Genomic DNA, 24263 nt, shown 5'->3' on the forward strand with positions numbered 1-24263 from the left:
AAGGGCCGGCTCATCAAGCTTTGCCGGCGCCTGGGTTGGCGCCCGACTCGCGCCGGGTCCTCAGCGCAGTTTCTCCAGCATCTGGTAGTACCACATGCCTGCCGCCAGCATCGGGTTGCCCAACTGGTCGCCAAAGGGCACGCGGATGTGCTGGCAGGCGGCGAAGGTGTCGTAGTGGCCGAGGTGGCCGGTCAGGGCCTCGGCCATGATCTCGCCCATGATGTGGCTGGTGGCCACGCCGTGCCCGGAGTAGCCCTGGCAGTACCAGACGTTGTCCGAGAGCTTGCCCAGTTGCGGGATGCGGTTGATCACGATGCCCATGGCGCAGCTCCACTGGAAGTCGATGGCCACGCCCTTGAGCGCCGGGAAGGTGCGCTCGATGCAGGGACGCAGTTCGCCGGCGATGTCCCGCGAGTCCTTGCCGCTGTAGTTGGCGCCGCCGCCGAACAGCAGGCGGCCGTCGGCGGTCATGCGGTAGTAGTCGAGCACGAAGCGACAGTCGTAGACCGCCAGGTCCTCGGGGTTGAGGCGCTTGGCCAACTCGCCCAACGGCTCGGTGGTGACGATGCCGCCCATGGCCGGGAAGATCTTGCCCTTGAGCTTTTTCGGCTCCAGCTTGTGGTAGACGTCGCCGGCCAGCAGCACCTGCTTGGCGTCGATCCGGCCCTGGGCGGTGATCACCGCCGGGCGTTCGCCGTGGACGATCTCCAGCACCTGGCTGTGCTCGAAGATCAGCGCTCCCAGGCTTTCGGCAGCCCGGGCTTCGCCGATGCACAGGTTCAGCGGGTGCAGGTGCAGGTTGCGGGTGTTCTTGATCGCGCCGTGATAGAGGTCGCTTTCCAGCAGGCCGCGCACCTGGGCCCGGTCCAGCAGGCTGACTTCGTCGCCCATGCCGCGGCGCACCGCTTCTTCGTAGTCGGCCCGCAGGCCCGGCAGGTGGCTGGGCTTGTAGGCCGCGTGCAGGTGGCCGTGCTTGAGGTCGCAGGCGATGGCGTATTTCTCCACCCGCTGCTGGATGATCCGGTGCCCGCGCCAGCGCAGGTTCCAGATGAAGTCATCGACTTCCTTGCCGAGGCTGCGGCCCATCTGTTTGCGCATGGCCTCGTCGCCCGAGAGACTGCCGGTGACCTGGCCACCGTTGCGCCCGGTGGCGCCCCAGCCGATCTTGTGGCTTTCGACGATGGCGACTTTCAGGCCGCGTTCGGCCAGTTCCAGCGCGCTGGCAACGCCGGTGAAGCCGCCGCCGATGATCACCACATCCACCTGATGGGTGCCTTGCAGAGTCGGGTAATGGGTTTCCTGGTTCAGGGTGGCGCTGTAGTAGCTGGGGCAGCGTTCGGCTGCCGGGGTCCGCGGATCGAAGGCGGCTGTCATGGAACAATCCTCGTAGAAAAATCAACCGGGCGGCTGCGTGTAGGGCAGCCGCCAGCGCTTCAGGAGCTGTCGATGATCTGCCGGGCGCAGCTCGGGTCAGTCAAAGCGGTTGCAGGCCGCCTTGCCCATGAGCCCTGCGCCGCAGATCGTTGCTGCGGCTCAGGCCTGGGTCAGGTACCAGCGCCAGTCCTGCTCGCCGACTTCGGCCATGAACTGGCGGTACTCGGCACGCTTGACCGCCAGGTACACCCCGAGGAATTCACTGCCCAGGGCGTCCCGGGCCCAGGCCGATTGCTCCAGGGCGATCAGCGAGGTCAGCCAGTCGGTGGGCAGCAGCTCGGTGGCCTGGGCATAGCCGTTGCCTTGCACTGGGTCGCCCGGATCGAGGTGTTCGCGCAGGCCGCGATGCACGCCGGCGAGGATCGCCGCCGCCGCGAGATAGGGGTTGGCGTCGGCGCCGCAGATGCGGTGTTCGATGTGCCGACTGTTGGCCGGGCCACCGGGCACCCGCAGGCTCACGGTGCGGTTGTCGACGCCCCAGGTCGGCGCCAGGGGCGCGTAGCTGTTGGCCTGGAAGCGCCGGTAGGAGTTGGCGTTGGGGCAGAACAGCAGCAGCGATTCCAGCAGGGAAGCGAGCATGCCGCCCACTGCCTGGCGCAGTAGCGGGGTGCCGGCCGGGTCCTCGGAGGCAAACAGGTTGCGGCCCGCGGCGTCGGCAATGCTCACGTGCATGTGCATGCCGGTGCCGGCCAGGTGATCGAAGGGCTTGGCCATGAAGGTGGCCTGCATCCCGTGCTTGTGGGCCACGGCCTTGACCAGGCGCTTGTAGCGCACCGCCTGGTCCATGGCCTCCAGGGCATCGCCGTGTTCCAGGGTGATTTCCACCTGGCCTGGGGCGTACTCGGAGATCGCCGTGCGCGCCGGAATGCCCTGCAGTTTGCAGGCGGCGTAGAGGTCGGCGAGGAAGGGTTCGATCTGCTCCAGCTCCCTCAGACCATAGACCTGGGTGCTGCGCGGACGACCGCCATCGGCGTCAAGTGCCGGTTGCGGGCGGCCATTGCCGTCGCGCTTGGCGTCCAGCAGGTAGAACTCCAGCTCGCAGGCCATCACCGGGTGGTAACCCTCGGCCTTGAGGCTGTCGATGACCTTGATCAGCAGGTGGCGCGGATCGGCGATACTGGCGGGCAGGCCCTCCTGCGGGTGCATGCTGACCTGCACGGCGGCCGTGGGGATCTGCCGCCAGGGCAGGCGCACCAGACTGCCGGCCAACGGGTAGGCACGGCAGTCGATATCGCCCACGTCCCACACCAGCCCGGAATTCTCCACGTCGTCGCCGTTGAGGGTCAGGCCGAGGATGGTGCTGGGCAGGGGGCGACCGCTTTCATACACCGCCAGCAGTTCTTCGCGGTGCAGCAGCTTGCCCCGGGGCACGCCGTTGGCGTCGAGGATGAACAGCTCGATCATGTCGATATCGGGGTGGGCGGCCAGGAAGTCACGGGCTTCGTCGAGGGCTGCAAATTTCATGAGGAGTCTCGCTTGCGCCATCAAGGCGCACAGGTTTTCAGGTCCTGCAACGACGCCGCGCACGGTGCGGTTGCAAGGGTAGAAATCAGGTCTGGGAGCGGCACGCGCAGGAGGGCGCGATCAGGCCAGAAGCGAGTGATCCGGAGGACGTGAGGAGTGGCGCAGACGGGAACGGCACAGGGCCATGGGCAGGTTGACCAGAAGCTTCATGGGCAGGGCCTGTCCAGGAAGTAGACACCGATGACGGCAGCGCGGTCCTCATGGACCTCATGGAGCGCAGGAGCGTGGCAGCGGCAGGACAGTGAGAACCGAGCGTCGACAAGCGCACCGCGGCCACTGTGCAGGGGCGCGGGAGCTGATCTGTCGAATCCGTGAAACGGGCTCAGGGGATGCATCGGCCGGGTGATCTCGCTGTCGAGTTCGTTGTGATTATTCTTTATGTGAACCGGGCGCTGGTGGGGCAGATCAATGGGTCCGTCTCCCCAGGGCGGATCAATACTGCAAGAATCCGCCAGCCAATGTAAGGGGGGTAAAAGGCTCAAGTCCCCTGGCGAGCGTCCTTCGAACAGAGGGAGAGGTGCGTGCTAGAGCGGTGCAGTCCTGATGTCAGGAGTGTCTGATTTTTTTTACAGAACCTCAGTAGACCCCGGGCAGCAGGCGCCAGCTGTGGGCGCAATAGTCGTCGTACTCCTGGCCGAAATGGCTGCGCAACAAGGCTTCTTCGGCATGAATTCGCGCGATCAGCGGGATCAGGGTCAGGGCCGCCAGCAGCAGCCCCAGCCCGGAGCGAAAGGCCAGGGCCCAGCCCACGGCGTTCACCAGCAGACCGAGGTAGCTGGGGTTGCGCAGGTGGCGATACAGGCCGTCCACCACCAGCCTGTGCCCGCTCTGGATCGCCACCAGTCCACTGAAGCGTCGGCCGAGGATGAACACGGGCCACAGGCGCAGTACGCCGCCGAGGGTGAACAGCAAGGCACCCAGCCAGCGCAGGCCTTCGTCGCCAAAGGTCCAGAAGTCGATGCGGTCGCTGTAGGCCGGAACGAAGCCGCTCAGCAGGCCGATCACGGCGAAGGCCCCAAGCACCCAGCGGTTGCCCTGGTCCTCCTGCACGCCGCTGCTGAGGTTGATCTCGCTGTACAGCGAGGCCACCACCATCAGCAAGGTGACGATGACGATCAGGTTCAGGGGCGGGTGGGCGAAGAACGCCGTGAAACCGCCGAGGCCCCAGATTGCCAGGCCCAGGTAGGCAAGGGCGCCGAGCACGCTGGAAACGGCCAGTCGAGGAGAGATGTTCATGTTGATCGCCCAGGGTGAGGAGCCTCCCCTGAGTGTAGGAGTCCGCTTGCGGGCGAATGCGCTCGTTCGTCCGCCAGCGCGCCTCAGGCCGATCAGGCGGTCGTCCTTTGCGTCAGGTGGCTCACCAGGAAATCGATGAAGGCCCGGGTCTTCTGTGGCACGCGCCGGGCCGAGGGATAGACCACGTTGACGCTGATGGGCGGCGCCTGCCATTCACACAGCACCGGCACCAGGCGTCCGGCGGCCAACGCATCCTCGACGATGAAATCCGGCAACAGGGCGATGCCCATGCCGGCCTCGGCGGCCTGGGCCAGCAGGTCGCCATTGTTGGCGTGCAACGGTCCGGTGACGTGTACCCGCTGGGTGTCGCTGCCGTGGCTCAATTGCAGGCTGACCCCGCTTTGCAGGTAGCCATAGTTGAGGCACTGGTGGCTGCTCAGCTCCTTGGGGTGGCCAGGCACTCCGGCCCGAGCCAGGTAGCTGGGCGCGGCCACCATGATCCGCGGCGCCGGTGCCAGTTGGCGGGCCACCATGGATGAATCCGGCAGGCTGGCGATGCGCAGGGTGACATCGAAGCCGCCGCGCACCGGGTCCACTTGCTGGTCGCTGAGCACCAGTTGCAACTCGATCAGCGGGTGCTGCTCATGGAACAGCGGCACCAGCGGCCCGAGCCGACGCAGACCAAAGGACATCGGTGCATTGACCCGCAACACTCCGCGCAATTCGGCGATGCCGTCCCGGGCCCGCTGCTCGGCTTCGTCCACGGTCGCCAGCACTTCCCGGGCACTTTCGTAGTACTCGGCACCGGCCTCGGTCAAATGCAGGCTGCGGGTGGTGCGCTGCAGCAGTTGCACGCCGATGGCTTCTTCCAGAGCCTGGATCTGTTTGCTGACCTTGGAGCGGGGTACGTCCATTGCCCGGGCAGCGGCGGCAAAACCGTTCTCGTCAACGGTGACGACAAAGGCGCGCATGCATTGGATACGGTCCATGATTGTCCCTGATTTGGAATCAATGATTCTCGATTTTAGGGAATTGTCGCTGTTTCAGCCATCCCCTAAATTAGCCACCAAGCCGGACGCAAAGGGGCGCAGCAGCGCCATCAGCCGGTCATGTTCGACCCTCACTCTCTGACTGCAAAAGGAACGCGCCATGTCCATTCGTGAATTGCTGAACCCGGCCAACTCGGCCCTGATTCTCATCGACCACCAGCCACAGATGGCTTTCGGCGTGCAGTCGATCGACCGCCAGACCCTGAAGAACAACACTGTGGCCCTGGCCAAGGCGGCAAAGATCTTTAACGTGCCGAGCATTCTCACCTCGGTGGAGACCCAGAGCTTCAGCGGCTACATCTGGCCGGAATTGCTGGCAGTGTTTCCTGATCAGCAGCCTATCGAACGCACCTCCATGAACTCCTGGGAAGATCGCAAGCTGGTGGAGGCGGTGAAGGCCACCGGGCGCAAGAAATTGGTGATGGCGGCACTCTGGACCGAGGTCTGCCTGACCTTCCCGGCCCTGGAAGCCCTGGCCGAAGGCTACGAGGTGTACATCGTCACCGACGCCTCCGGCGGCACCAGCCAGGAAGCCCACGACATGGCTGTGCAGCGGATGATCCAGGCCGGTGCGGTACCGGTGACCTGGCAACAGGTGCTGCTGGAATACCAGCGTGACTGGGCGCACAAGGACACCTACGACGCGGTCATGGGCCTGGTGCTGGAGCACAGCGGCGCCTACGGCATGGGCGTGGACTATGCCTACAGCATGGTGCACAAGGCGCCGCAACGTCAGCTGTAGGAGGTGGCTGGCCGGCCAACGCGATCCTGCGGGGCGCTTCGCTGGCAAGCCGGCTGCTGCGGGCCTTAACTGTGAAGCGCGGGTGCAGCCCTGCTGCATCCGGCGCGATCTCCTTCCCGACGCTGGAGCCTTGTGATGAATATCGAACTCACCGACGGTGTGGTGACCTTGCTGGTGCGCCACCGGATCAAGCACGGCCAGGAGCAGGCCTATGAAACCTGGCTGCGGCAGATCATCGCCAAGGCCCGCAGCTACCCGGGGCATCTGGGCATCGACGTGGTCCGTGGCCACAGTGGCGGTCTGGGGCTGTTCACCAGCGTGCTGCGCTTTGCCAGCACCGAGCAGTTGCAGCACTGGCTGGATTCCGCCGACCGCCGCGAGCTGGTGCAACAGGCGCAGCATTTGCTGGCCGATGGCGACCAGACCGAAATCAATGCTGACCGTGAGTTCTGGTTCACCCCTCAGGACGCTGCTGCGCCAACCCCGCCACCGCGCTGGAAGCAGGCCTGCGTGACCTTCCTGGTGATCCTGCCGCTGAGCTTTCTGGTGCCTCAGTTATGGAAGCCGGTGTTTGCCCAACTGCCTTGGCTCGGCGCTTATGTGCCAGCCACGGTGCTGATCACCCTGAGCATCGTGCTGCTGGTGGTCTACGTCTTCATGCCCCGGGTCACGCGTCTGTTTCGCCGCTGGTTGCAACCGCGCAGCGCGGCTTGATTCCCCACGACTTTCATCTGGAGCAATGCCATGCAACCCCAAGCAATTGCCGACCTGATTCTGTTCAACGGCCGCCTGCACACCGTGGACCGGGCCAAGCCCCGGGCCAGCGCGGTAGCGATCAAGGACGGTCGCTTCATCGCCGTGGGCAACGACGCCCAGGCCATGGCCCTGCGCGGCGCCGGCACCCAGGTCATCGACCTGATGGGCCGCACGGTGATCCCCGGGCTCAACGACTCGCACCTGCACCTGATCCGCGGCGGACTCAACTACAACCTGGAACTGCGCTGGGAAGGCGTGCCGTCCCTGGCCGATGCCCTGCGCCTGCTCAAGGAACAGGCCCTGCGCACCCCGGCGCCGCAGTGGGTGCGGGTGGTGGGCGGCTGGAACGAATTCCAGTTCGCCGAGAAACGCATGCCGACCCTGGAAGAACTGAACCAGGCGGCCCCGGACACTCCGGTGTTCGTGCTGCACTTGTATGACCGGGCCTTGCTCAATCGTGCTGCGCTGCGGGTGGTGGGCTACGACCGCAACACCCCGAACCCGCCCGGTGGCGAGATTGTCCGCGATGGCAATGGCAATCCCACTGGCATGCTGATCGCCCGGCCCAACGCGATGATCCTTTACTCGACCCTGGCTAAGGGGCCCAAGCTGCCCCTGGAATACCAGGTCAACTCGACCCGCCAGTTCATGCGCGAGCTCAATCGCCTCGGGGTGACCAGCGCCATCGATGCCGGCGGCGGCTTCCAGAACTACCCGGACGACTATCAGGTGATCAACGAACTGGCGGCCAAACAGCAACTGACCGTGCGCATCGCCTACAACCTGTTCACCCAGAAACCCAAGGAAGAACTGACCGACTTCAAGCACTGGACCGCCAGCGTCACCTACGGCCAGGGCGACGACTTCCTGCGGCACAACGGGGCAGGGGAGATGCTGGTGTTCTCCGCCGCCGACTTCGAGGACTTCCTCGAACCGCGCCCCGATCTGCCGCAGACCATGGAGCAGGAGCTGGAACCGGTGGTGCGCCACCTGGTGGAGCAGCGCTGGCCGTTCCGCCTGCACGCCACCTACGACGAATCCATCTCGCGGATGCTCGATGTGTTCGAAAAGGTCGACCGCGACATCCCCTTCAACGGCCTGCCGTGGTTTTTCGATCACGCAGAAACCATCAGCCCGAAAAACATCGAGCGGGTGCGGGCCCTGGGCGGCGGCATCGCCATCCAGGATCGCATGGCCTTCCAGGGAGAGTATTTTGTCGAGCGCTACGGGGCCAAGGCTGCCGAGATGACCCCGCCGATCCAGCGCATGCTCGCCGAAGGCATTCCGGTGGGCGCCGGCACCGACGCCACCCGAGTCTCCAGTTACAACCCCTGGACCTCGCTGTACTGGATGGTCAGCGGCAAGACCGTCGGCGGCCTGGAGCTGTATCCCCAGGGCTTGAGCCGTGACACCGCGCTGGAGCTCTATACCCACGGCAGCGCCTGGTTCTCTTCGGAACAGGGCAAGAAAGGCCAGATCAAGGTCGGGCAACTGGCGGACCTGGTGGCCCTGTCGGCGGACTACTTCAGTGTCGAGGAAGAGGCGATCAAGTGGATCGAATCCTTGCTCACCGTGGTGGACGGCAAGGTGGTCCACGCCGCCGGCGACTTCGCCAAACTGGCCCCACCGAGCCTGCCAGTGACCCCGGACTGGTCGCCGGTGGTCAAGGTGCCGGGGCATTGGAAACCCGGTGCACCGTTGCAGAACCAGGTGCACCAGTGCAGCGGCCCGTGCGCGGTGCATGCCCATGGACACCAGAAGGCACGGCTGTCGAGTGTGCCGGTGAGTGACTTCCAGGGGTTCTGGGGGGCGTTTGGGTGTTCGTGTTTTGCGTTCTGAAGCAAGCCAGTAAAAAGGCGACAGGACGGTAGATCGTCCTGTCGCCTGTTTTTTTGGTCAATCTCCCGGCCGCTCGAGGGATAGAAAGCCTGTCAGTCGATACCGGGAGGCGTGTACGCCTGTTCGATATGGCCGATGTTCTTGTTCAAGATAGGCTTGGAGATTCTGAGGATCAGCGACTCAACGTGTTTGGGGAAATCCATCCAATCGGAGCTGCCAACATCGTAGGCCGAGATGTAGCGAACGATTTCGTAGCGTTTATCGGGCTTCTTCTTGATTCCCGCGGGGAACTGGATGTCCACATCCCGGCGAATGGCCGAGTAGGCTTCTTTCAACAGATTGGTGGCTTTGCCGAGGTAGATGAGGTTGGCCATCGAGTCATAGAAGGCGTAGATGCCTGCCCGCTCTTCGTGGCCCTTGAACAGGGTTTTCAACTGCGCCATCACTGGCTGGTCCTGCTTGAACTCGGCGAACTCCACCACTGACTGGAATTCAGGCGTAAAGGCGCGGTGAATGAAGTACTCGACCGTGATGTGCTGCGGCTGGCATTGGCCAGAACACCAGTCCTCGATCTGCTTGCTGCTGTACCCGGTATGGGCACAGGCAGTTTCTATGTCCCCCGAGTAATACCGTTCAATGATGTAACGCAAAACGCCGCTGCGATCAGTCACAAAAAAATCCTTTTCTCCAGGTTGGACTCGGCTATCGAGTATCCCGCGTGATGGTTGTAGTGGGTCTTCAACAAGGGGCTTGAGCTCCGTGTGCCGACCTTCAGGTCGGTTTGAGCGGGAGCAATGCTACTAATTGGCCATTATTCTGTCCAACCGTCAGATGATGAAGTTTTTGACCTGATCCCGGTGTGCGGGAAAAGTTACTCAGGTTTATTGCAGACAATAAAAAGGGGCGCTGAAAGTTCAGCGCCCCTTGTTGGCTTATATCCGGTTTTAACTTGTCTCAACAAAACCGATCAATAACCCGAACTTCCGACTTGTCCCGCAGCGACTGCCATTCGGCTTTCAGGGTCTCCAGTACCCGGCCGATGAAGTCCTTGTCGGCGGCGGCTTTCTTGCCGACGTAGCCCTGGCCGCGGCGGTACATCTTCAGGCGGGCCGCCAGGTCCCGGTTGTTCTGGTCGAACTCTGCTTCATGGCTATGGGGCGACAGGCAGTCGATATGCACTTGGCCCGACTTGGCAATCCACAGGATGTGGCTGTCGTGGCTGTCTTTCTGTGCGGCGAACATACGTGCCAATTCATCAATAGTGGGTTGATTATTAAGATTCATTTGTAGCCCCCTTGACCATTTATCGATCTATCTAAGTTGATTCGCTAATTCATCTTGCTACGTCGGTAAGTTGAACCCTGATACCGGAAACAGGGCGACAGAGGGTGTCTGTCGGATACAGATAAGGCCCAGAGCCTGATGCGTGTAGTTGCCTTGATTAACTGCTACGCAATAGCGTCACAACGAAGAGAAGCAGCGTAAACCTGGATGAAGCTGCCGACATTCCCATCATCGGCCACAAGCATCTTGAGGAGTTTTCGCCGGCTTCCCGTCTTGGTACTGGACGGTCAATGCCAGGTCAGTTTCATCAATCTGCCTTGTGGGCAGTACACATCCGGGTCACAGCTCGGCGGTCAGACGAGCTTGCTCATAACACCTTTGCCTCGTCCCCCGATCGGGGGGACGTCTGCATCATGCAAGGGCGAAATCCTCTCGTCAACGGTTTTGTAGTGAAAATTTTCAAGCACTACATCTTGTCTGACAAAAGCCGCAAAGCCATCATCCAGACACCCTATCGGCGGCCAGGACAGGTAGAATCGGCGCCTTGAAACAGCTCTGAGGTTGCAGCGGTGGATGTACAACAAGGCTTCGTCCTGACTCGGCACTGGCGCGATACGCCGGCGGGCACGGAAGTCGAATTCTGGCTGGCCACCGACCAGGGCCCGCGTCGGATCCGCTTGCCGTTGCAGACTTCCGTGGCCTTCGTCCCGGCGGTGCAGCGTCCTCAGGCCGAGCGCTTGCTGGCCGACGACCCGGATGTCGAGCTGCGTCCCCTGCAGTTGCGCGACTTCCACCAGCGCCCGGTGCTGGGCATGTATTGCCCGCAGCACAATCAGTTGATGCGTCTGGACAAGACCCTGCGCCGCGCCGGTGTCGAGGTGTTCGAGGGCGACGTTCGCCCGCCCGAGCGCTACCTGATGGAGCGTTTCATTACTGCGCCGGTATCCTTTGGCGGCCAGCCAGGGCCCGACGGCCTGTTACTCGAGGCGCAGATGAAGCCGGCGCCGGATTACCGGCCCGCACTCAAGCTGGTGTCCCTGGACATTGAAACCAGCGAGCGCGGCGAGTTGTACTCCATTGCGCTGGAGGGCTGTGGCCAGCGCCAGGTGTACATGCTCGGCAAGGCCCGGGAAGACGATAGCCCCGTGGACTTCGACCTGGAGTTCTGCGCCAGCCGCGAGCAGTTACTGGAGAAACTCAACCAGTGGCTGGCCCGGCACGACCCCGACGCGATCATTGGCTGGAATCTGGTGCAGTTCGACCTGCGGGTGCTGCATGAACATGCCCGGCGCCTGGCGGTGCCCCTGCGCCTGGGGCGTGGTGGCGAGGAGATGCAATGGCGCGAGCACGGCAGCCGCACTCATTACTTCGCCTCGGCCGCCGGACGCTTGATCATCGACGGCATCGAAGCCCTGCGTTCGGCGACCTGGAGCTTCCCGTCCTTCAGCTTGGAAAACGTCGCCCAGACCCTGTTGGGGGAGGGCAAGTCGATCGACAACCCGTACCAGCGCATGGACGAAATCAACCGGATGTTCGCCGAGGACAAGCCGGCCCTGGCCCGCTACAACCTCAAGGACTGCGAGCTGGTGACGCGGATTTTCGCCAAGACCGAGCTGCTGACCTTCCTCCTGGAGCGGGCCACAGTCACTGGCCTGCCCGCCGACCGCAGCGGCGGCTCGGTGGCGGCTTTCACTCACCTGTACATGCCGCTGATGCATCGCCAGGGCTTTGTCGCCCCCAACCTCGGCGAGCTGCCGCCCCAGGCCAGCCCTGGCGGTTTTGTCATGGATTCGCGCCCCGGCCTCTATGAGTCGGTGCTGGTGCTGGACTACAAGAGCCTGTACCCGTCGATCATCCGCAGTTTCCTGATCGACCCGGTGGGGCTGGTGGAAGGCCTGCGCCAGCCGGATGACCAGCACTCGGTCGCGGGCTTTCGCGGTGCGCGCTTCTCCCGCACCCGACATTGCCTGCCAGCGATCGTGACCCGGGTCGCCGAGGGCCGTGAAGTGGCCAAGCGCGAGCACAACGCGCCGCTGTCCCAGGCCCTGAAGATCATCATGAACGCCTTCTACGGCGTGCTCGGATCCAGCGGTTGCCGCTTCTTCGACCCACGCCTGGCTTCATCCATCACCCTGCGTGGCCACGAGATCATGGCGCGTACCCGGCAGTTGATCGAAGCCCAGGGCCATCAAGTGATCTATGGCGATACCGACTCCACGTTCGTCTGGCTCGGCAGCCTGCATGACGAGGAGCAGGCGGCGCTGATCGGGCGCGGCCTGGTGGCCCACGTCAACCAGTGGTGGCGCGAGCATCTGCAGCAGCAATATGGCCTGGAAAGCGCCTTGGAGTTGCAGTTCGAAACCCACTACAAACGTTTTCTGATGCCCACCATCCGCGGCGCCGAGGAGGGCAGCAAGAAGCGTTATGCCGGGCTGGTGCAGCGCGCCGATGGCCGTCAGGAGATGGTCTACAAGGGCCTGGAGACCGTGCGCACCGACTGGTCGCCCCTGGCCCGGGAATTCCAGCAGGAGCTGTACCAGCGGATCTTCCATCGCCAGCCCTACCAGGACTATGTGCGCGACTACGTGCAACGCACCCTGGCCGGGCAACTGGATGATTGGCTGATCTACCGCAAGCGCCTGCGCCGTCCCCTGGACGACTACGAGCGCAACGTGCCACCCCATGTTCGCGCCGCGCGCTTGGCGGATGAATACAACCGTGAGCAGGGCCGGCCGTTGCAGTACCAGAACGGTGGCTGGATCAGCTACGTGATCACCCTGGCCGGCCCCGAGCCCCTGGAAAACCGCCGCGCGGCCATCGACTACGAGCACTACCTGACCCGGCAGCTGCAGCCGGTGGCAGATGCCATCCTGCCGTTCGTGCAGGACGACTTCAGCACCCTGGTGGGCGGGCAGATGGGCTTGTTCTGAGAGGCCTCAGTCGTCCACGGCTTCGCACAGACCACTGGCACCGTGTTTGTCGCTGTATTTCACGGTCACCGAATCGTCGTCCTCGACGCTGATGGTCAGGGTTGTTTCCGGCGTCTTGACCTGGAAATGCCGGTCATCCACGGCGCTGCTCTTGACCGCTTTGCCATTGATGTAAATCGGTCCGCCCTGGTCGGCACTGACGGCCAGATTGCCGGGGCAGGAAACGTTGAACAGCGGTACACCTTCGGCGTGGGCGGCGCCGGTGAAGATCATCAAAGTGCCCAGCAGCAGGATTTTGCGCATCGCGGACTCCTCGTGGAACAGCCTTGGGGCAGAGGCTTGAGCGAGCTTTGCAGCCCCGGATTGATGCTTAGCCTATCTGCTGCCAGAGCCGTGCGCGAGTGGAATATTTACCCCGGGCCAGAGCGCTTTTCGGGCTTTTGTCGGACAAAAAAAACCGTGGACTCGCGGTTGACGAGTGTGTCAGGTTTCTTGCGCCTCAATGGGCGAGTGATAGGACGATCTCGCAGGCGGGGTCGTTGCTGTTCTATCGGAAATTTTTTGTCTGGAACAAGGACGTAACAATGTCAAACGCACTATCCAAAGCACTCCCTGAAACCATCGGCTACGGGATCGACCCGATCGCAGCGCTCAGCACTGCCTACCAGCAGGTCCAGGCTTTCAGCCATCTGTATGACCGGGGCGGCAGCGAACTGGTGAACGGCAAGCCATCGTTCACCGCCGACCAGGCCGCCGACTCGATCCTGCGCAAGGGCCTGTCCTGGCACGACCAGAATGGCGACGGCAAGATCGACCTGAGCTACAGCTTCCTCACTGACAAACCGGCCAACTACAACCCGGCCCTGGGCAGCTTCAGCGAGTTCAGCGCGCTGCAGAAGGCTCAGGCCCAGCTGTCCCTGCAGTCCTGGTCGGACGTGGCCAACATTACCTTCACCGAGTCCGCCAAGGGCGGCGACGGCCACCTGAGCTTCGGCAACTACAACGTCAGCACCGGCGGCGCGGCCTTTGCCTACTTGCCGTCCGGCAGCAGCTATGACGGCCAGTCCTGGTACCTGATCAACGACCAGTACCGGGTCAACGAAACACCGGGCAACGGCAACTATGGCCGCCAGACCCTGACCCACGAAATCGGCCACAGCCTGGGCCTGTCCCATCCGGGCGTGTACAACGCCGGCAGCGGCAGCCCCACCTACAACGACGTCACCTACGCCCAGGACACCCGTGGCTACAGCCTGATGAGCTACTGGAGCGAGAGCCACACCGGGCAGGACTTCAGCAAGGACGGCGGCGGTGCCTACGCCTCGGCGCCGTTGCTGGACGATATCGTCGCCGTGCAGAAGCTCTATGGCGCCAACCACGAGACCCGTGCCGACAACACTGTCTATGGCTTCAACTCCAACACCGGGCGGGATTTCTACAGCGCCCAGAGCGCCTCCGACAAGCTGGTGTTTGCGGTCTGGGACGGCGGCGGCAACGATACCCTGGACTTCTCCGGCTTCACCCAGGACCAGAAGATCAACCTCAACGAGGGTGGTTTCTCCGATGTCGGCGGCCTGGTGGGCAACGTCTCCATCGCCCACGGCGTGACCGTGGAAAACGCCATCGGCGGTTCGGGCAATGACCTGCTGATCGGCAACGCTGCGGCGAACATCCTCGAAGGCGGTGCCGGCAACGACATCATCTACGGCGGTGGCGGTGGCGATACGCTGTGGGGCGGGGCAGGGGCCGACACCTTCGTGTTCGGCGCGGCTTCGGATTCCACCTTCGATGCGCCCGACTGGATCATGGATTTCGTCAGTGGCGAGGACAAGATCGACCTCACCGGCATCGCGCAATTCGCGTCCGGTGGCGCCACCCTGAATTTCGTCAGCGGCTTCACCGGCCATGCCGGCGACGCGATCCTCACCTACTTCGCCGAAACCAACCAGACCAGCCTGATGATCGACCTGACCGGTCATGGCGCAGTGGACTTCGCCGTGGGCACCGTGGGCCAGGCGGCTGTCACCGACATCATCGCCTGATTGATCGGAAACAGTGGAGCGGCGCGCGATGCGCCGCTTCCACATCACTCTTCCCCTTGTTTTCCCCGGTCCTGGGCAGGTTTGATCGAGGCAGGCATTGGCTGGCCGTCGATAGTCGTGGATGTCGACTTGACGCGCAGAGCAGCTGATAGCCTTCCGGCAGGGGCCGTATACAGGGCTTTTGCGGTTTTCCTGCACTTTGATTATCTTCGCCGCATGAACCTCCTTACTCCGAACATAGAGCCGTTTTTCAGAGATGCCGGGTGGGCCCCTGGCAGGGCCGTTGTGGTTGATAGTCACGTACCCCGCGCACATCCGGCATTTCGCATCCTGCAAGCATTTGGCGAATTGACCGTAGGGCATACCGGCGCGGGGGCGGAGTGTGCCTCTAGTGACATAGAGTTTGGGTGTCCTGCGTGCCCCGATGAACAAGTACATGGCTGGCAAGAAGCGCTGCACACCCACTTTGTTTGCCTGGGTGATGTACATCATGGTCATGCACAGCTCTGGCTGGATAGCCAAGGCCGTTTGTTCTCGAACGGATTGGTCGCGCCCATAATGCTTTTTGTTGGGCATGATTTTGCTCAAGGCGTCGAGGCCCTGCTCAAAGGGTATCGATTACGCCCCATGCTGTTGCCGTCGCAAGAAGAAGTCATGGTATGGGGCGAGCGTTTTCGGACTGGCGATCCGCTTGTTCTAACGCCCGGTTTTTTTCACGCCCGCGCGCTCTGATGTGGGTGCTGGGCATCGCGCCCAGCCCGTGTGCCTGTGTCGGTTTCGCTCAACGCTCAGGCAAGCCTCCTGGTCTGCGCCCGCGCCAGGCAAATCACAGCGCCAGGACATTGCCTCGGCCACCTGGCTGTCGGTGGCGCTGGCCCACGGGTGATCAGTCGCCGCCCCCGCCGCCACAACCGCCGCCCCCGCAACCGCTGCTGTCGCCCCCGCCGCCATCGCTGCCGCCACTGTCCCCGTCGCCGCCGAAACGCGAGCCGTCACTGTCGCTGCCACTGCTGGAGGAGTCGCTGTCGAAGGAACTGCTGTACAGCTCGCTGCCGCAGTGGACCACTGTGGCCGTGCTGCCGTTTTCCGTCAGGCGCCGCAGGGACTGGCAGTCAGCCACGTAGTGAAAGCCCCGAGCGATTTTCAGCTTGGCATCCAGGGCGAACAGCAGCGGCAGGCGGCTGGGCTGGGCAGGGTTGATGTTTTCTTCCAGGCAGGCCAGACGCCAGACCCGGCGCAGGCCGTTGTCGCTTTTGCGCGCAGCGTTCTGGCCGAGCACCGCGGCGGGAGTGTGATGGAGGAACTGGCCGAAGGCCTTGTCGCAGAACTGCTGATAATCCCGGGTATGCAGGATGAACTCGTGCCACAGATCGTCCACCACCTGGGACGGCATCGACACGTAGTGCTGGCCGCCCTTGAGGTAGGCCAGGAAGAACTGACGCAAGCCCTGAGCCACCAGTTGGCAGTCCTTGAGGCGCAGGTGCGGATGCTGGGTGCGCAGGGGTTCGAACAGCCGTGGTGGCAAGGTGAAATCGCGGATATAGGCTTCCCGGCGCAACGCGGTGAGGGTGTTCTGACGGCGCCATAACACCAGGATCAAGGCCAGGGCCACCACTGCGGGAAGGATCAACAGCATGTTCGGTCTCCGCCGGAAAAAGTGCCGAGACAGTGGCGCAAAGCAGCGCTTTATTCAAGCCGCCCCCTCGTAGGAGTCGGCTTGCCAGCGAAGAGGCCGGCAAGTCGGGTGCCTGCCTTGCGGACGCCTTCGCCGGCAAGGCGGCTCCTGCAAGTCCTGCTTGCCAGCGAAGGGGCTCCGTCAAACGTGGTCGATATCGATATTCCGGGTCTCACGCAAACACAGCAAACCCACCACCAGGCTGACCCCGGTAATCAGCACCGGGTACCACAGGCCATAGAAGATATCGCCGGTGTACACCACCAGGGCAAAGGACACCGTCGGCAGGAATCCGCCAAACCAGCCGTTGCCAATGTGGTAGGGCAGGGACATCGAGGTGTAGCGGATACGGGTCGGGAACAGTTCCACCATCAGCGCTGCCAGCGGGCCGTAGCACATGGCGGCAATCAGGATCAGCGCCACGATCAGCAGCACCACCATGGGTTTGTTGACGTTCTGCGTGTCCGCCTGCTGCGGATAGCCAGCCAGGGTCACCGCGCCACGCAGGGCCGCTTCGTCGAAGCCGTTGATCTTCACGTCACCGACGCTGACCTGCACCGGGTTGCCGGCGGGGGCGGCGATGCTGCTGTACGGCAGGCCCTGTTTCACCAGGAAGGTCTTGACCTTGTCGCAGGGGCTGTCGAAGCGCGCCTTGCCCACCGGGTCGAACTGGAAGGTGCAGGTGGCCGGGTCGGCGGTGACGCTGATGGGCGCCTGGCGGCTGGCCTGGTCGATGGCCGGGTTGGCGTAGTGGGCAAGGGCCTTGAAGATCGGGAAGTACAGCACCGTGGCCAGCAACAGGCCGAGCATCAACACCGGCTTGCGGCCGATCTTGTCCGAGAGCCAGCCGAAGAAGATGAACATCGGTGCGCCGATTACCACGCTGATGATCAGCAGGCTGTTGGCCAGGGCCGGGTCCATCTTGAGGAACTGGGTGAGGAAGAACAAAACGTAGAACTGCGCGGCATAGAAGGTCACCGCCTGCCCGGCGTTAATGCTGAACAGGGCGATCAGCACCACCTTGAGGTTTTCCCATTTGCCGAAGGACTCGCGGATCGGCGCCTTGCTGGCGTGGCCTTCTTCTTTCATTTTCAGGAAGGCCGGCGACTCGTGCAGGCTCATGCGGATCCAGGTGGAGATGCCCAGCAGGACGATGGACAGCAGGAACGGCAGGCGCCAGCCCCAGACCTCGAACTGATCGCCGGTGAAATAGCGGCAAGCCAGTACCACCAGCAGCGACAGCAGCAGGCCGAGGGTCGCAGTGGACTGGATCCAGCTGGTGTGGAAACCGCGCTTGCCCTGTGGCGCGTGCTCGGCCACATAGGTGGCGGCACCGCCGTATTCACCCCCCAGGGCCAGGCCCTGGAGCATGCGCAGGGCCACCAGAATGATCGGCGCGGCGATGCCGATGCTGGCGTAGTTGGGCAGCAGGCCCACGGCGAAGGTCGCCACCCCCATGAGGATGATGGTGGCGAGGAAGGTGTACTTGCGGCCGATCATGTCCCCCAGGCGGCCGAACACCAGCGCGCCGAAGGGGCGCACCACGAAGCCGGCGGCAAAGGCCATGAGGGCGAAGATGAACGCCGTGGTGTCGTTGACCCCGGCGAAGAACTGCTTGCTGATCACCGCCGCGAGGGCGCCATAGAGAAAGAAGTCATACCACTCGAACACCGTGCCGAGTGACGAGGCGAAGATCACCTTCTGACTGCCCTTGGCAGCGGAGTCGTCCAGAGGCGCATTGAGAGACTGAGCGTGTTCTGACATAGGGGGCTTCCTTACAGTGATTATTGTTGTTGTTCCACTGCCGGCGCCGTAATCGGCGCCGTTGTTGCGATTCATCGCTAGCGTGCGATGAACCCTCGTTTACCTCCCGACCGTAGGAGCAGGCTTGCCAGCGAAGAGGCCCTTGAGCCAGGTGCCGACCTTGGAGGCGCCTTCGCCGGCAAGCCGACTCATACGGTCATGCCGGGGTGGCGGGTTGTTTGTGCTGGACGGTACTCCTGGGGACTGTGGCAAGAATCAGTTCGGCAGCCTTCTCGGCGATCATCAGGGTCGGCGAGCAGGTGTTGCCGGAGGTAATGCGCGGCATGATCGAGGCATCGGCAATCCGCAGTCCGGGAATGCCATGCACCCGCAATTGCGCATCCACTACCGCCTGGGCGTCGTGGCCCATGCGGCAGGTGCCCACCGGATGGAAGATGGTAGTGCCGATGCGGGCCGCCGCTTCATGCAGTTGTTCCTCACTCTGCAGTTGCGGCCCGGGCAGGTATTCGCTGGGCTTGAAGGGTTGCAGGGCCGGAGCGCCGACGATACGCCGGGTCAGGCGGATGGCATCGGCAGCGACGCGCAGATCCTCAGGATGGCTCAGGTAGTTGGGCTGGATCAGCGGCGCATCCCCGGGCTCCACGGAACGTATCTCTATCCGGCCACGGCTTTGCGGGCGCAGGTCGCAGACCGAGGCCGTGAAGGCCGGGAAGCTGTGCAAGGGCTCACCGAAGCGCTCCAGTGACAGCGGCTGCACGTGGTATTCGAGGTTGGCGCTGGACTGCTCCGGTCCCGAGCGGGCAAAGGCGCCCAACTGACTCGGGGCCATGGACAGCGGGCCGCTGCGGTCATACAGGTAGCGCAGGCCCATGCCCATCTTGCCCCACAGGCTGCCGGCGATCTGGTTCAGGGTGCGGGCGTTTTCCAGCTTGTAGATCAAGCGCAGTTGCAGGTGGTCCTGGAGGTTGCTGCCGACCCCGGGCAGGGCATGGCTGACCCCGATCCCCAAGCGTTGCAGGAGTGGTGCCGGGCCGATGCCCGAACGCTGCAGGATGCTCGGCGAGCCGACGGAGCCGGCGCACAGAATGATCTCCCGGCGTGCCTTGAAATTCTGCTGGCGGCCCTGGCTGATGGCCCGCACCGCGGTGGCGCGGCCGTCCTCGAGAATCAGCCGCTGCACCTCGACATCGGTCAGCACCACCAGGTTGGGGCGATTGGCGATGGGCTTGAGAAAGGCCTTGGCCGCATTCCAGCGCACCCCGGCCTTCTGGTTGACCTGGAAGTAGCCGCAGCCTTCGTTATCGCCACCGTTGAAATCGTCGATGTTGCGGATGCCGCTCTGCTGCGCAGCCGTACGGAAGGCATCGAGGATCGGCCATGACAGGCGTTGGCGTTCGACCCGCCATTCGCCGGCGGCACCGTGCAGCTCATTGCCTCCGGCAAAATGGTTTTCGCTTTTCTTGAACAGCGGCAGTACATCCTCCCAGCTCCAGCCGGGGTTGCCGGCGGCGGCCCAGCCATCGTAGTCGGCGGCCTGGCCGCGCATGTAGATCATGCCGTTGATCGACGAGCAGCCGCCCAGCACCTTGCCCCGCGGATAGCTCAGGCTGCGGCCCTGCAGGCCGGGTTCGGCCTCGGTCTTGAAGCACCAGTCGGTGCGCGGGTTACCGATGCAGAACAGGTAGCCCACGGGAATGTGGATCCAGGGGTAGTTGTCGCGGCCACCGGCTTCCAGCAGCAGCACCCGGTGCTGGGGGTTGGCGGACAGGCGATTGGCCAGCAGACAGCCGGCGGGACCGGCGCCGACCACAATGTAGTCGTAGGCGTCAAAGGCAGGGAGCATCCGTGACCTCATTTTTCTGTTCTTATTGGTCCTCATCCTAGTTGTTAGCTTTCGTCAAAAGAATGTTAGTTTTTACCCACCTGCTGTGCGTTTTCTAACAGCGTCCCTCTTCGACATTGACCAGGATTTCCATGTTCGACTGGAACGATCTGCGCTACTTCCTCGAGCTGCAACGCAGCGGGCGCCTGCTCACTGCGGCGCGGCGGCTGAACACTACCCACGCGACGGTGGCCCGGCATATCGAGGCGGTGGAGAAGGCCCTGGGCACTGCGCTGTTCGTCCAGCACGCCCAGGGCTACGAACTGACCCCGGCCGGCGAGGCGCTGCTCAAGCACGCCGAAGCCATGGAAAACGTTGCCTTGCTGGTGCAGGAGGAAATCACCCAGTCCAGTGCGCCCCTGGGCAAGATTCGTGTCGGGGTCACCGAGGGCCTGGGGGTCAAGTTTCTCGCCAGCCGCATGTATGGCCTGTTCGAACGTTATCCGGGGCTGGAGGTGGAGCTGGTGGCGGTGCCGCGCTTTGTCAGCATCCTCAATCGCGAGGCGGAGATCAGCATCCATCTGGAGCGTCCCAGTGCCGACATGCTGGTGACCCGCAAACTCACCGACTACCGCCTGGCGCTGTACGCCAGTCAGGCCTACCTGGACCGCGCGCCGCCCCTGCGCAGCCGCGAGGACCTGGGGCGCCACGCCTGGATCGGTTATGTCGACGACCTCTTGTTCAGCCAGGAACTGATGTTCCTCAACAGCTTCTGCCGCAACCCCCAGGTGGTGTTCCACAGCACCAGCGTCATCGCCCAGCAGGAAGCGGCCCGCTCAGGTCTGGGGATCGCCGTGCTGCCGTGCTACATGGCTGCCGCCGATCCGCAACTGGTGCCGCTGCTGCCGGCGGAAAGCATCCAGCGCGCCTACTGGATCAGCACCCGCCGTGAGCTGCACAAATCGGTGCGGCTGCGGGTGGTCTGGGACTATCTGGTGGAGCAGTGCGCGGCGCAGCAGCAGGTGTTGCTGGGGCCCGAGATCTAGCCTGGGTCAGAGAATCGGCCCGCAATGGACCGAGCTGCGGATCGGTGCCCCGGGCTTGATATCGACGAAACGCGAGCCGTAGGACTGCGGGTTCAGCGGGCCGCCGTCCAGGCCCATGCCCAGGCCGCCGGCGCTGCGGGTTTCGCCTTCCTGCATCAGTGGATCAAGGCAGGCCCGCCAGTCCAGCAGGCGTAAGGTCACGGCCTGGCGGCGTTCCAGGTCGCCGGCCAGCAAGGGGCTGGAGCGGTGCCACAGGTATTTGCTGAACAGCAGGGCGTCGCCGGGATCGAAGGCCTCTTCGATGCGCTGCTGCTCGAAGCTGTCGGTGAGCATCCCGGGCGTGCAGTAGGTGTGGTGCAGGTGAGCGGAAAACTCGGCCACCGTCTCGCCCCGTGCCAGTTTCCCTGCCAGCAGGCGCGAGAACTGGAAGTTCTCCTGGGCCGAGAACAGCGACAGGGGCACCCAGGCCATGCCGCCACCTTGCAGTTGGGGGCGGATCGGCTGCAACGGCATCCACAGGCTGAAGGCCGGGTCCTGGGGGCGGATGTAGCGAAAGTTCAGCGAGTCGTAGTGCCAGGCAAAGCCCGAGCGTCCCACCCCCAGCTCGAAACTCTGGGCCTCGCTCATGATCAGGCGGCAGCCGGTGAGGCGGGTCAGCACCTGGGCGAAGGCCGGTTGCCGGTAGAGGCGTTCGAGGATGCCGACCTGGGTCACCCGATGAGTCAGGCGGCTGAAGCCGTCGCCATGAGCCGAAGTGCCCGAGGGGGCCGGGCGCAGTTGGCTGTTGGCCAGTTCGCGCAGTTGCAGGACAGCCGCTGGCGTCAACAGACTGCGCAGCTTGATGAAGCCACGCTCCTTGAAATGCCGCAGATCGTCCTGATCCAGGCGTAGCGGGTTGACCAGGGCAGGGGCGGTGTCAGGCAGGACCGGTGGCAGGTTCACAGGGGTATTCCATTACCAGGGACAAGGCCCTCGAGTATGGACAGCGCGCGCTGGGTCGGCAGGCTGGATTCGACCTCGAACAACGCCTTTGCGACATCGGGCAGGGAGGGCGGCGCTTTAGCCGTCAGGCCGGATATAGCGGTCCTGGGTCTGGATGAAGGCATCGAAGGCCCGGGAGTTGTAGACCTCAAGGCAAGCATGCAAGACCACCTTGTTGCGGCTGTACTTGCTGCTTCCCGAGGCCTGCTCGTAGGCTTGTTCCACGTAGTCGGTGGTGGCGGTGTAGGGGTTGTGCAGGGTTTCCAGGGTGTCTTCGTTCTGCAGCACGTTGTACAGACCTATCCCCAGCACGCCGTACATGCCGGCGGCGTGGCCGACGTCCTGACGCATGGCCGAGGGTTCCGGGAAACGCTCGGCCAGGCAGTTGGCCAGGCCGTAGTTCTTCAGGGACTGGCGGGCAGCGTCGACCTCACTCGTGGCCTGGGCCGCGCTGCATGCAGCGGCCAGCGATAACAGCAGTGCGCTCATCCTTTTCACCCTTGCCACTCCTCGATCCAGGCATCCGCCCGTGCTGGCGGCGGCAGATGGTCGGTGGTGCTGCTGAGCTTGTCAACGAGCCGACCTGCCGCCGGGGCTAGCTACAGGACTCGGTGGCAGGTTCGTGGACCGGCTGCTGGCGAGTTCCCAGCAGCACTCCCATGGCCAGCAGGCTGACGCATCCGGCCAGGGCCATGGCCAGACGAAAGCCGCTGGTCATGGCGGCGCCATAGAGTTCAGCGAACAACGGGTCGTGCAGCGGCAGGCGGTGTTCGTTCACTGCCTGGCGCGCCAGTTCGGCGGCGCCATTGATGCCGGTCGCCGCAGCAGTCTCGCTGAGCACCTGCACCGCCCGGGCGCTCATCAGGCTGCCGAGCAGGGCGATGCCGACGCTCATGCCGGTCTGGCGCAGGGCGTTCATGCTGGCCGAGGCGATTCCGGCACACTCCGCTGGCGCACAGGCCATCACCACCAGCCCGGTGGCCGGTACCGCCAGGCCCATGCCCAGGCCCAGCAGGCCGAACAGCGAGCCCACCAGCCAGTAGGGCGTGTGGGCGTCGAAGCCGGCCATGGCGCTCAGGGCCAGGCCCACCAGGCCATAGCCGCCGACCATCAGCCAGGGCAGGGGGAGGCGCTGGTGCAACCGGCCGAAGAGCATCGATACAACGCCTGTGACCACGAACTGCGGGAGCATGCGCAGGCCGGTGTCGGCGGCGGACCAGCCCTGGATCTGCTGCAGGAAGATCGAGAAGAAAAACAGGCTGCTGTAGCAGGAGAAACCAAGGATGAACGATGCCAGGTTGGCCACTGCGAAGGGGCGCTGGCGGAACAGCGCGAGTGGCACCAGGGGCCGCTGCACTCGACGCTCCACCTGAATCAGAGCCAGCAGCGCCAGGGTCGACAACAGCAAGAAGGTGAGCGCCCCGGTGCTACCGAATCCGTCTTCGCCGGCGACGATCAGCCCATAGGTCAGGGCCCCGAGCCAGAGCACGCAGAGGACCTGGCCCAGGGGATCGAGTGCGGCGTGCCGGGGATGCTTGCGTTCGCTGATGCCCCAGCACCCCAGGACCAGGGCCAGCAGGCCGATGGGCAGGTTGATCAGAAAAATGCTCTGCCAGCCCAGGTGCTCCAGCAGCAGGCCACCCAGCAGCGGGCCGAGGATCAGCGCCAGGGCGCTGAAGGCCGACCAGCCGCCGATCACATGGGCCCGTTGCCGGGGTTCGGGAAAGGCATGGCTGAGGATCGGCATCGCCCCGGGAATCAGCAGGGCCCCGGCCAGCCCTTGCACCGCGCGCCCGGCCAGCAGCAGCGAGAGTTCCTGGGCCAGGGCACAGAGCGCCGAGCCGAGGCAGAACAGCAGCACCCCGATCAGCCAGCAGCGCTTGTGGCCGAAGCGGTCCCCCAGTGGTCCCGCTGACAGCATGAACGCCGAGAGGCAGATGGCGTAGGCATTGACCACCCACTGCAGGCCGCTGAGGTCTGTGGCCAGAGCGTGTTGCAAGGTCGGCAGGGCGACGTTGACGATGCTGATGTCCAGGGACGCGAGAAAGGTCCCGAGGTAGGCGGCGGCCACCAGGGCAGGGCGGCGATAGCGATTCATGAGGCGTCTCCCGCAGGTTCTGGAATGGGCTTTCGGGGCGA

The 24263-nt window shown here is 63.9% G+C and carries 20 protein-coding genes; 7 read left to right on the plus strand and 13 right to left on the minus strand.

Annotated features, from left to right (window positions below):
• Positions 1-60 precede the first annotated feature (60 nt).
• The 4 genes from FW796_RS22275 to FW796_RS22290 all read right to left on the minus strand — a co-directional run bounded on the left by FW796_RS22275 (position 61) and on the right by FW796_RS22290 (position 5183).
• Positions 61-1374, minus strand: coding sequence for an NAD(P)/FAD-dependent oxidoreductase (locus FW796_RS22275; protein WP_446440043.1), 1314 nt, complete (start codon positions 1372-1374; stop codon positions 61-63).
• 159 nt (positions 1375-1533) lie between these two features.
• Positions 1534-2898, minus strand: a complete 1365-nt coding sequence (locus tag FW796_RS22280) for a glutamine synthetase family protein (RefSeq protein WP_346635772.1) — start codon at positions 2896-2898, stop codon at positions 1534-1536.
• Positions 2899-3534: 636 nt separating this feature from the next.
• Positions 3535-4194, minus strand: a complete 660-nt coding sequence (locus FW796_RS22285; RefSeq protein ID WP_446440044.1) for a methyltransferase family protein — start codon at positions 4192-4194, stop codon at positions 3535-3537.
• Between the two features lie 92 nt (positions 4195-4286).
• Positions 4287-5183: a LysR family transcriptional regulator gene (locus FW796_RS22290; RefSeq protein WP_346635774.1), complete on the minus strand. Its 897-nt coding sequence runs from the start codon at positions 5181-5183 to the stop codon at positions 4287-4289.
• Between the two features lie 160 nt (positions 5184-5343).
• On the opposite strand from FW796_RS22290, the gene FW796_RS22295 reads away from it, so the two are divergent.
• The 3 genes from FW796_RS22295 (at position 5344) to FW796_RS22305 (ending at position 8580) form a co-directional block, all read left to right on the plus strand.
• Positions 5344-5985, plus strand: a complete 642-nt coding sequence (locus FW796_RS22295) for a hydrolase (protein ID WP_346635775.1) — start codon at positions 5344-5346, stop codon at positions 5983-5985.
• A 135-nt stretch (positions 5986-6120) separates the two neighbouring features.
• On the plus strand, positions 6121-6699 hold the full coding sequence (locus FW796_RS22300; RefSeq protein WP_404939453.1) for an antibiotic biosynthesis monooxygenase: 579 nt from the start codon (positions 6121-6123) through the stop codon (positions 6697-6699).
• 30 nt (positions 6700-6729) lie between these two features.
• Complete coding sequence (locus FW796_RS22305) at positions 6730-8580, plus strand: amidohydrolase (protein WP_446440045.1); 1851 nt, start codon at positions 6730-6732, stop codon at positions 8578-8580.
• Between the two features lie 92 nt (positions 8581-8672).
• On the opposite strand, the gene FW796_RS22310 is transcribed toward FW796_RS22305, so the two are convergent.
• Entirely contained in the window at positions 8673-9251 is a 579-nt protein-coding gene (locus FW796_RS22310) for a hypothetical protein (RefSeq protein ID WP_346635778.1), read from the minus strand.
• Positions 9252-9534: 283 nt separating this feature from the next.
• Positions 9535-9864, minus strand: coding sequence for a hypothetical protein (locus tag FW796_RS22315; RefSeq protein ID WP_011060776.1), 330 nt, complete (start codon positions 9862-9864; stop codon positions 9535-9537).
• 569 nt (positions 9865-10433) lie between these two features.
• On the opposite strand from FW796_RS22315, the gene FW796_RS22320 reads away from it, so the two are divergent.
• Complete coding sequence (locus FW796_RS22320) at positions 10434-12794, plus strand: DNA polymerase II (RefSeq protein ID WP_446440046.1); 2361 nt, start codon at positions 10434-10436, stop codon at positions 12792-12794.
• A 6-nt stretch (positions 12795-12800) separates the two neighbouring features.
• Here FW796_RS22320 and FW796_RS22325 read toward each other — a convergent pair whose 3' ends face one another.
• The gene (locus FW796_RS22325; protein WP_015635226.1) at positions 12801-13097 is read right to left on the minus strand and encodes a hypothetical protein; all 297 of its coding nucleotides are present in this window, start codon (positions 13095-13097) and stop codon (positions 12801-12803) included.
• Positions 13098-13378: 281 nt separating this feature from the next.
• Here FW796_RS22325 and FW796_RS22330 point away from each other — a divergent pair, with 281 nt between their 5' ends.
• Complete coding sequence (locus FW796_RS22330; RefSeq protein WP_446440047.1) at positions 13379-14836, plus strand: serralysin family metalloprotease; 1458 nt, start codon at positions 13379-13381, stop codon at positions 14834-14836.
• A 129-nt stretch (positions 14837-14965) separates the two neighbouring features.
• On the plus strand, positions 14966-15568 hold the full coding sequence (locus FW796_RS22335; protein WP_129405577.1) for an SUKH-3 domain-containing protein: 603 nt from the start codon (positions 14966-14968) through the stop codon (positions 15566-15568).
• Positions 15569-15722: 154 nt separating this feature from the next.
• On the opposite strand, the gene FW796_RS22340 is transcribed toward FW796_RS22335, so the two are convergent.
• From FW796_RS22340 to FW796_RS22350, 3 genes are all read right to left on the minus strand, one after another.
• Entirely contained in the window at positions 15723-16472 is a 750-nt protein-coding gene (locus FW796_RS22340) for a glycine-rich domain-containing protein (protein WP_446440048.1), read from the minus strand.
• 180 nt (positions 16473-16652) lie between these two features.
• Positions 16653-18275, minus strand: coding sequence for an MFS transporter (locus FW796_RS22345; protein WP_446440049.1), 1623 nt, complete (start codon positions 18273-18275; stop codon positions 16653-16655).
• A gap of 196 nt (positions 18276-18471) precedes the next feature.
• Positions 18472-20118, minus strand: a complete 1647-nt coding sequence (locus tag FW796_RS22350) for a GMC family oxidoreductase (RefSeq protein WP_404939465.1) — start codon at positions 20116-20118, stop codon at positions 18472-18474.
• A 131-nt stretch (positions 20119-20249) separates the two neighbouring features.
• Here FW796_RS22350 and FW796_RS22355 point away from each other — a divergent pair, with 131 nt between their 5' ends.
• Positions 20250-21143, plus strand: a complete 894-nt coding sequence (locus tag FW796_RS22355; protein ID WP_346635785.1) for a LysR family transcriptional regulator — start codon at positions 20250-20252, stop codon at positions 21141-21143.
• Between the two features lie 6 nt (positions 21144-21149).
• Here FW796_RS22355 and FW796_RS22360 read toward each other — a convergent pair whose 3' ends face one another.
• The 3 genes from FW796_RS22360 to FW796_RS22370 form a co-directional block, all read right to left on the minus strand.
• A complete protein-coding gene (locus FW796_RS22360) occupies positions 21150-22085 on the minus strand; it encodes a phytanoyl-CoA dioxygenase family protein (RefSeq protein WP_404939469.1) in 936 nt (311 codons plus the stop codon).
• A 117-nt stretch (positions 22086-22202) separates the two neighbouring features.
• Complete coding sequence (locus FW796_RS22365; protein WP_446440050.1) at positions 22203-22613, minus strand: hypothetical protein; 411 nt, start codon at positions 22611-22613, stop codon at positions 22203-22205.
• A gap of 106 nt (positions 22614-22719) precedes the next feature.
• Positions 22720-24222, minus strand: a complete 1503-nt coding sequence (locus tag FW796_RS22370; RefSeq protein WP_446440051.1) for an MFS transporter — start codon at positions 24220-24222, stop codon at positions 22720-22722.
• Positions 24223-24263: the final 41 nt, after the last annotated feature.

This window comes from Pseudomonas sp. 910_21 (genome assembly GCF_052850735.1).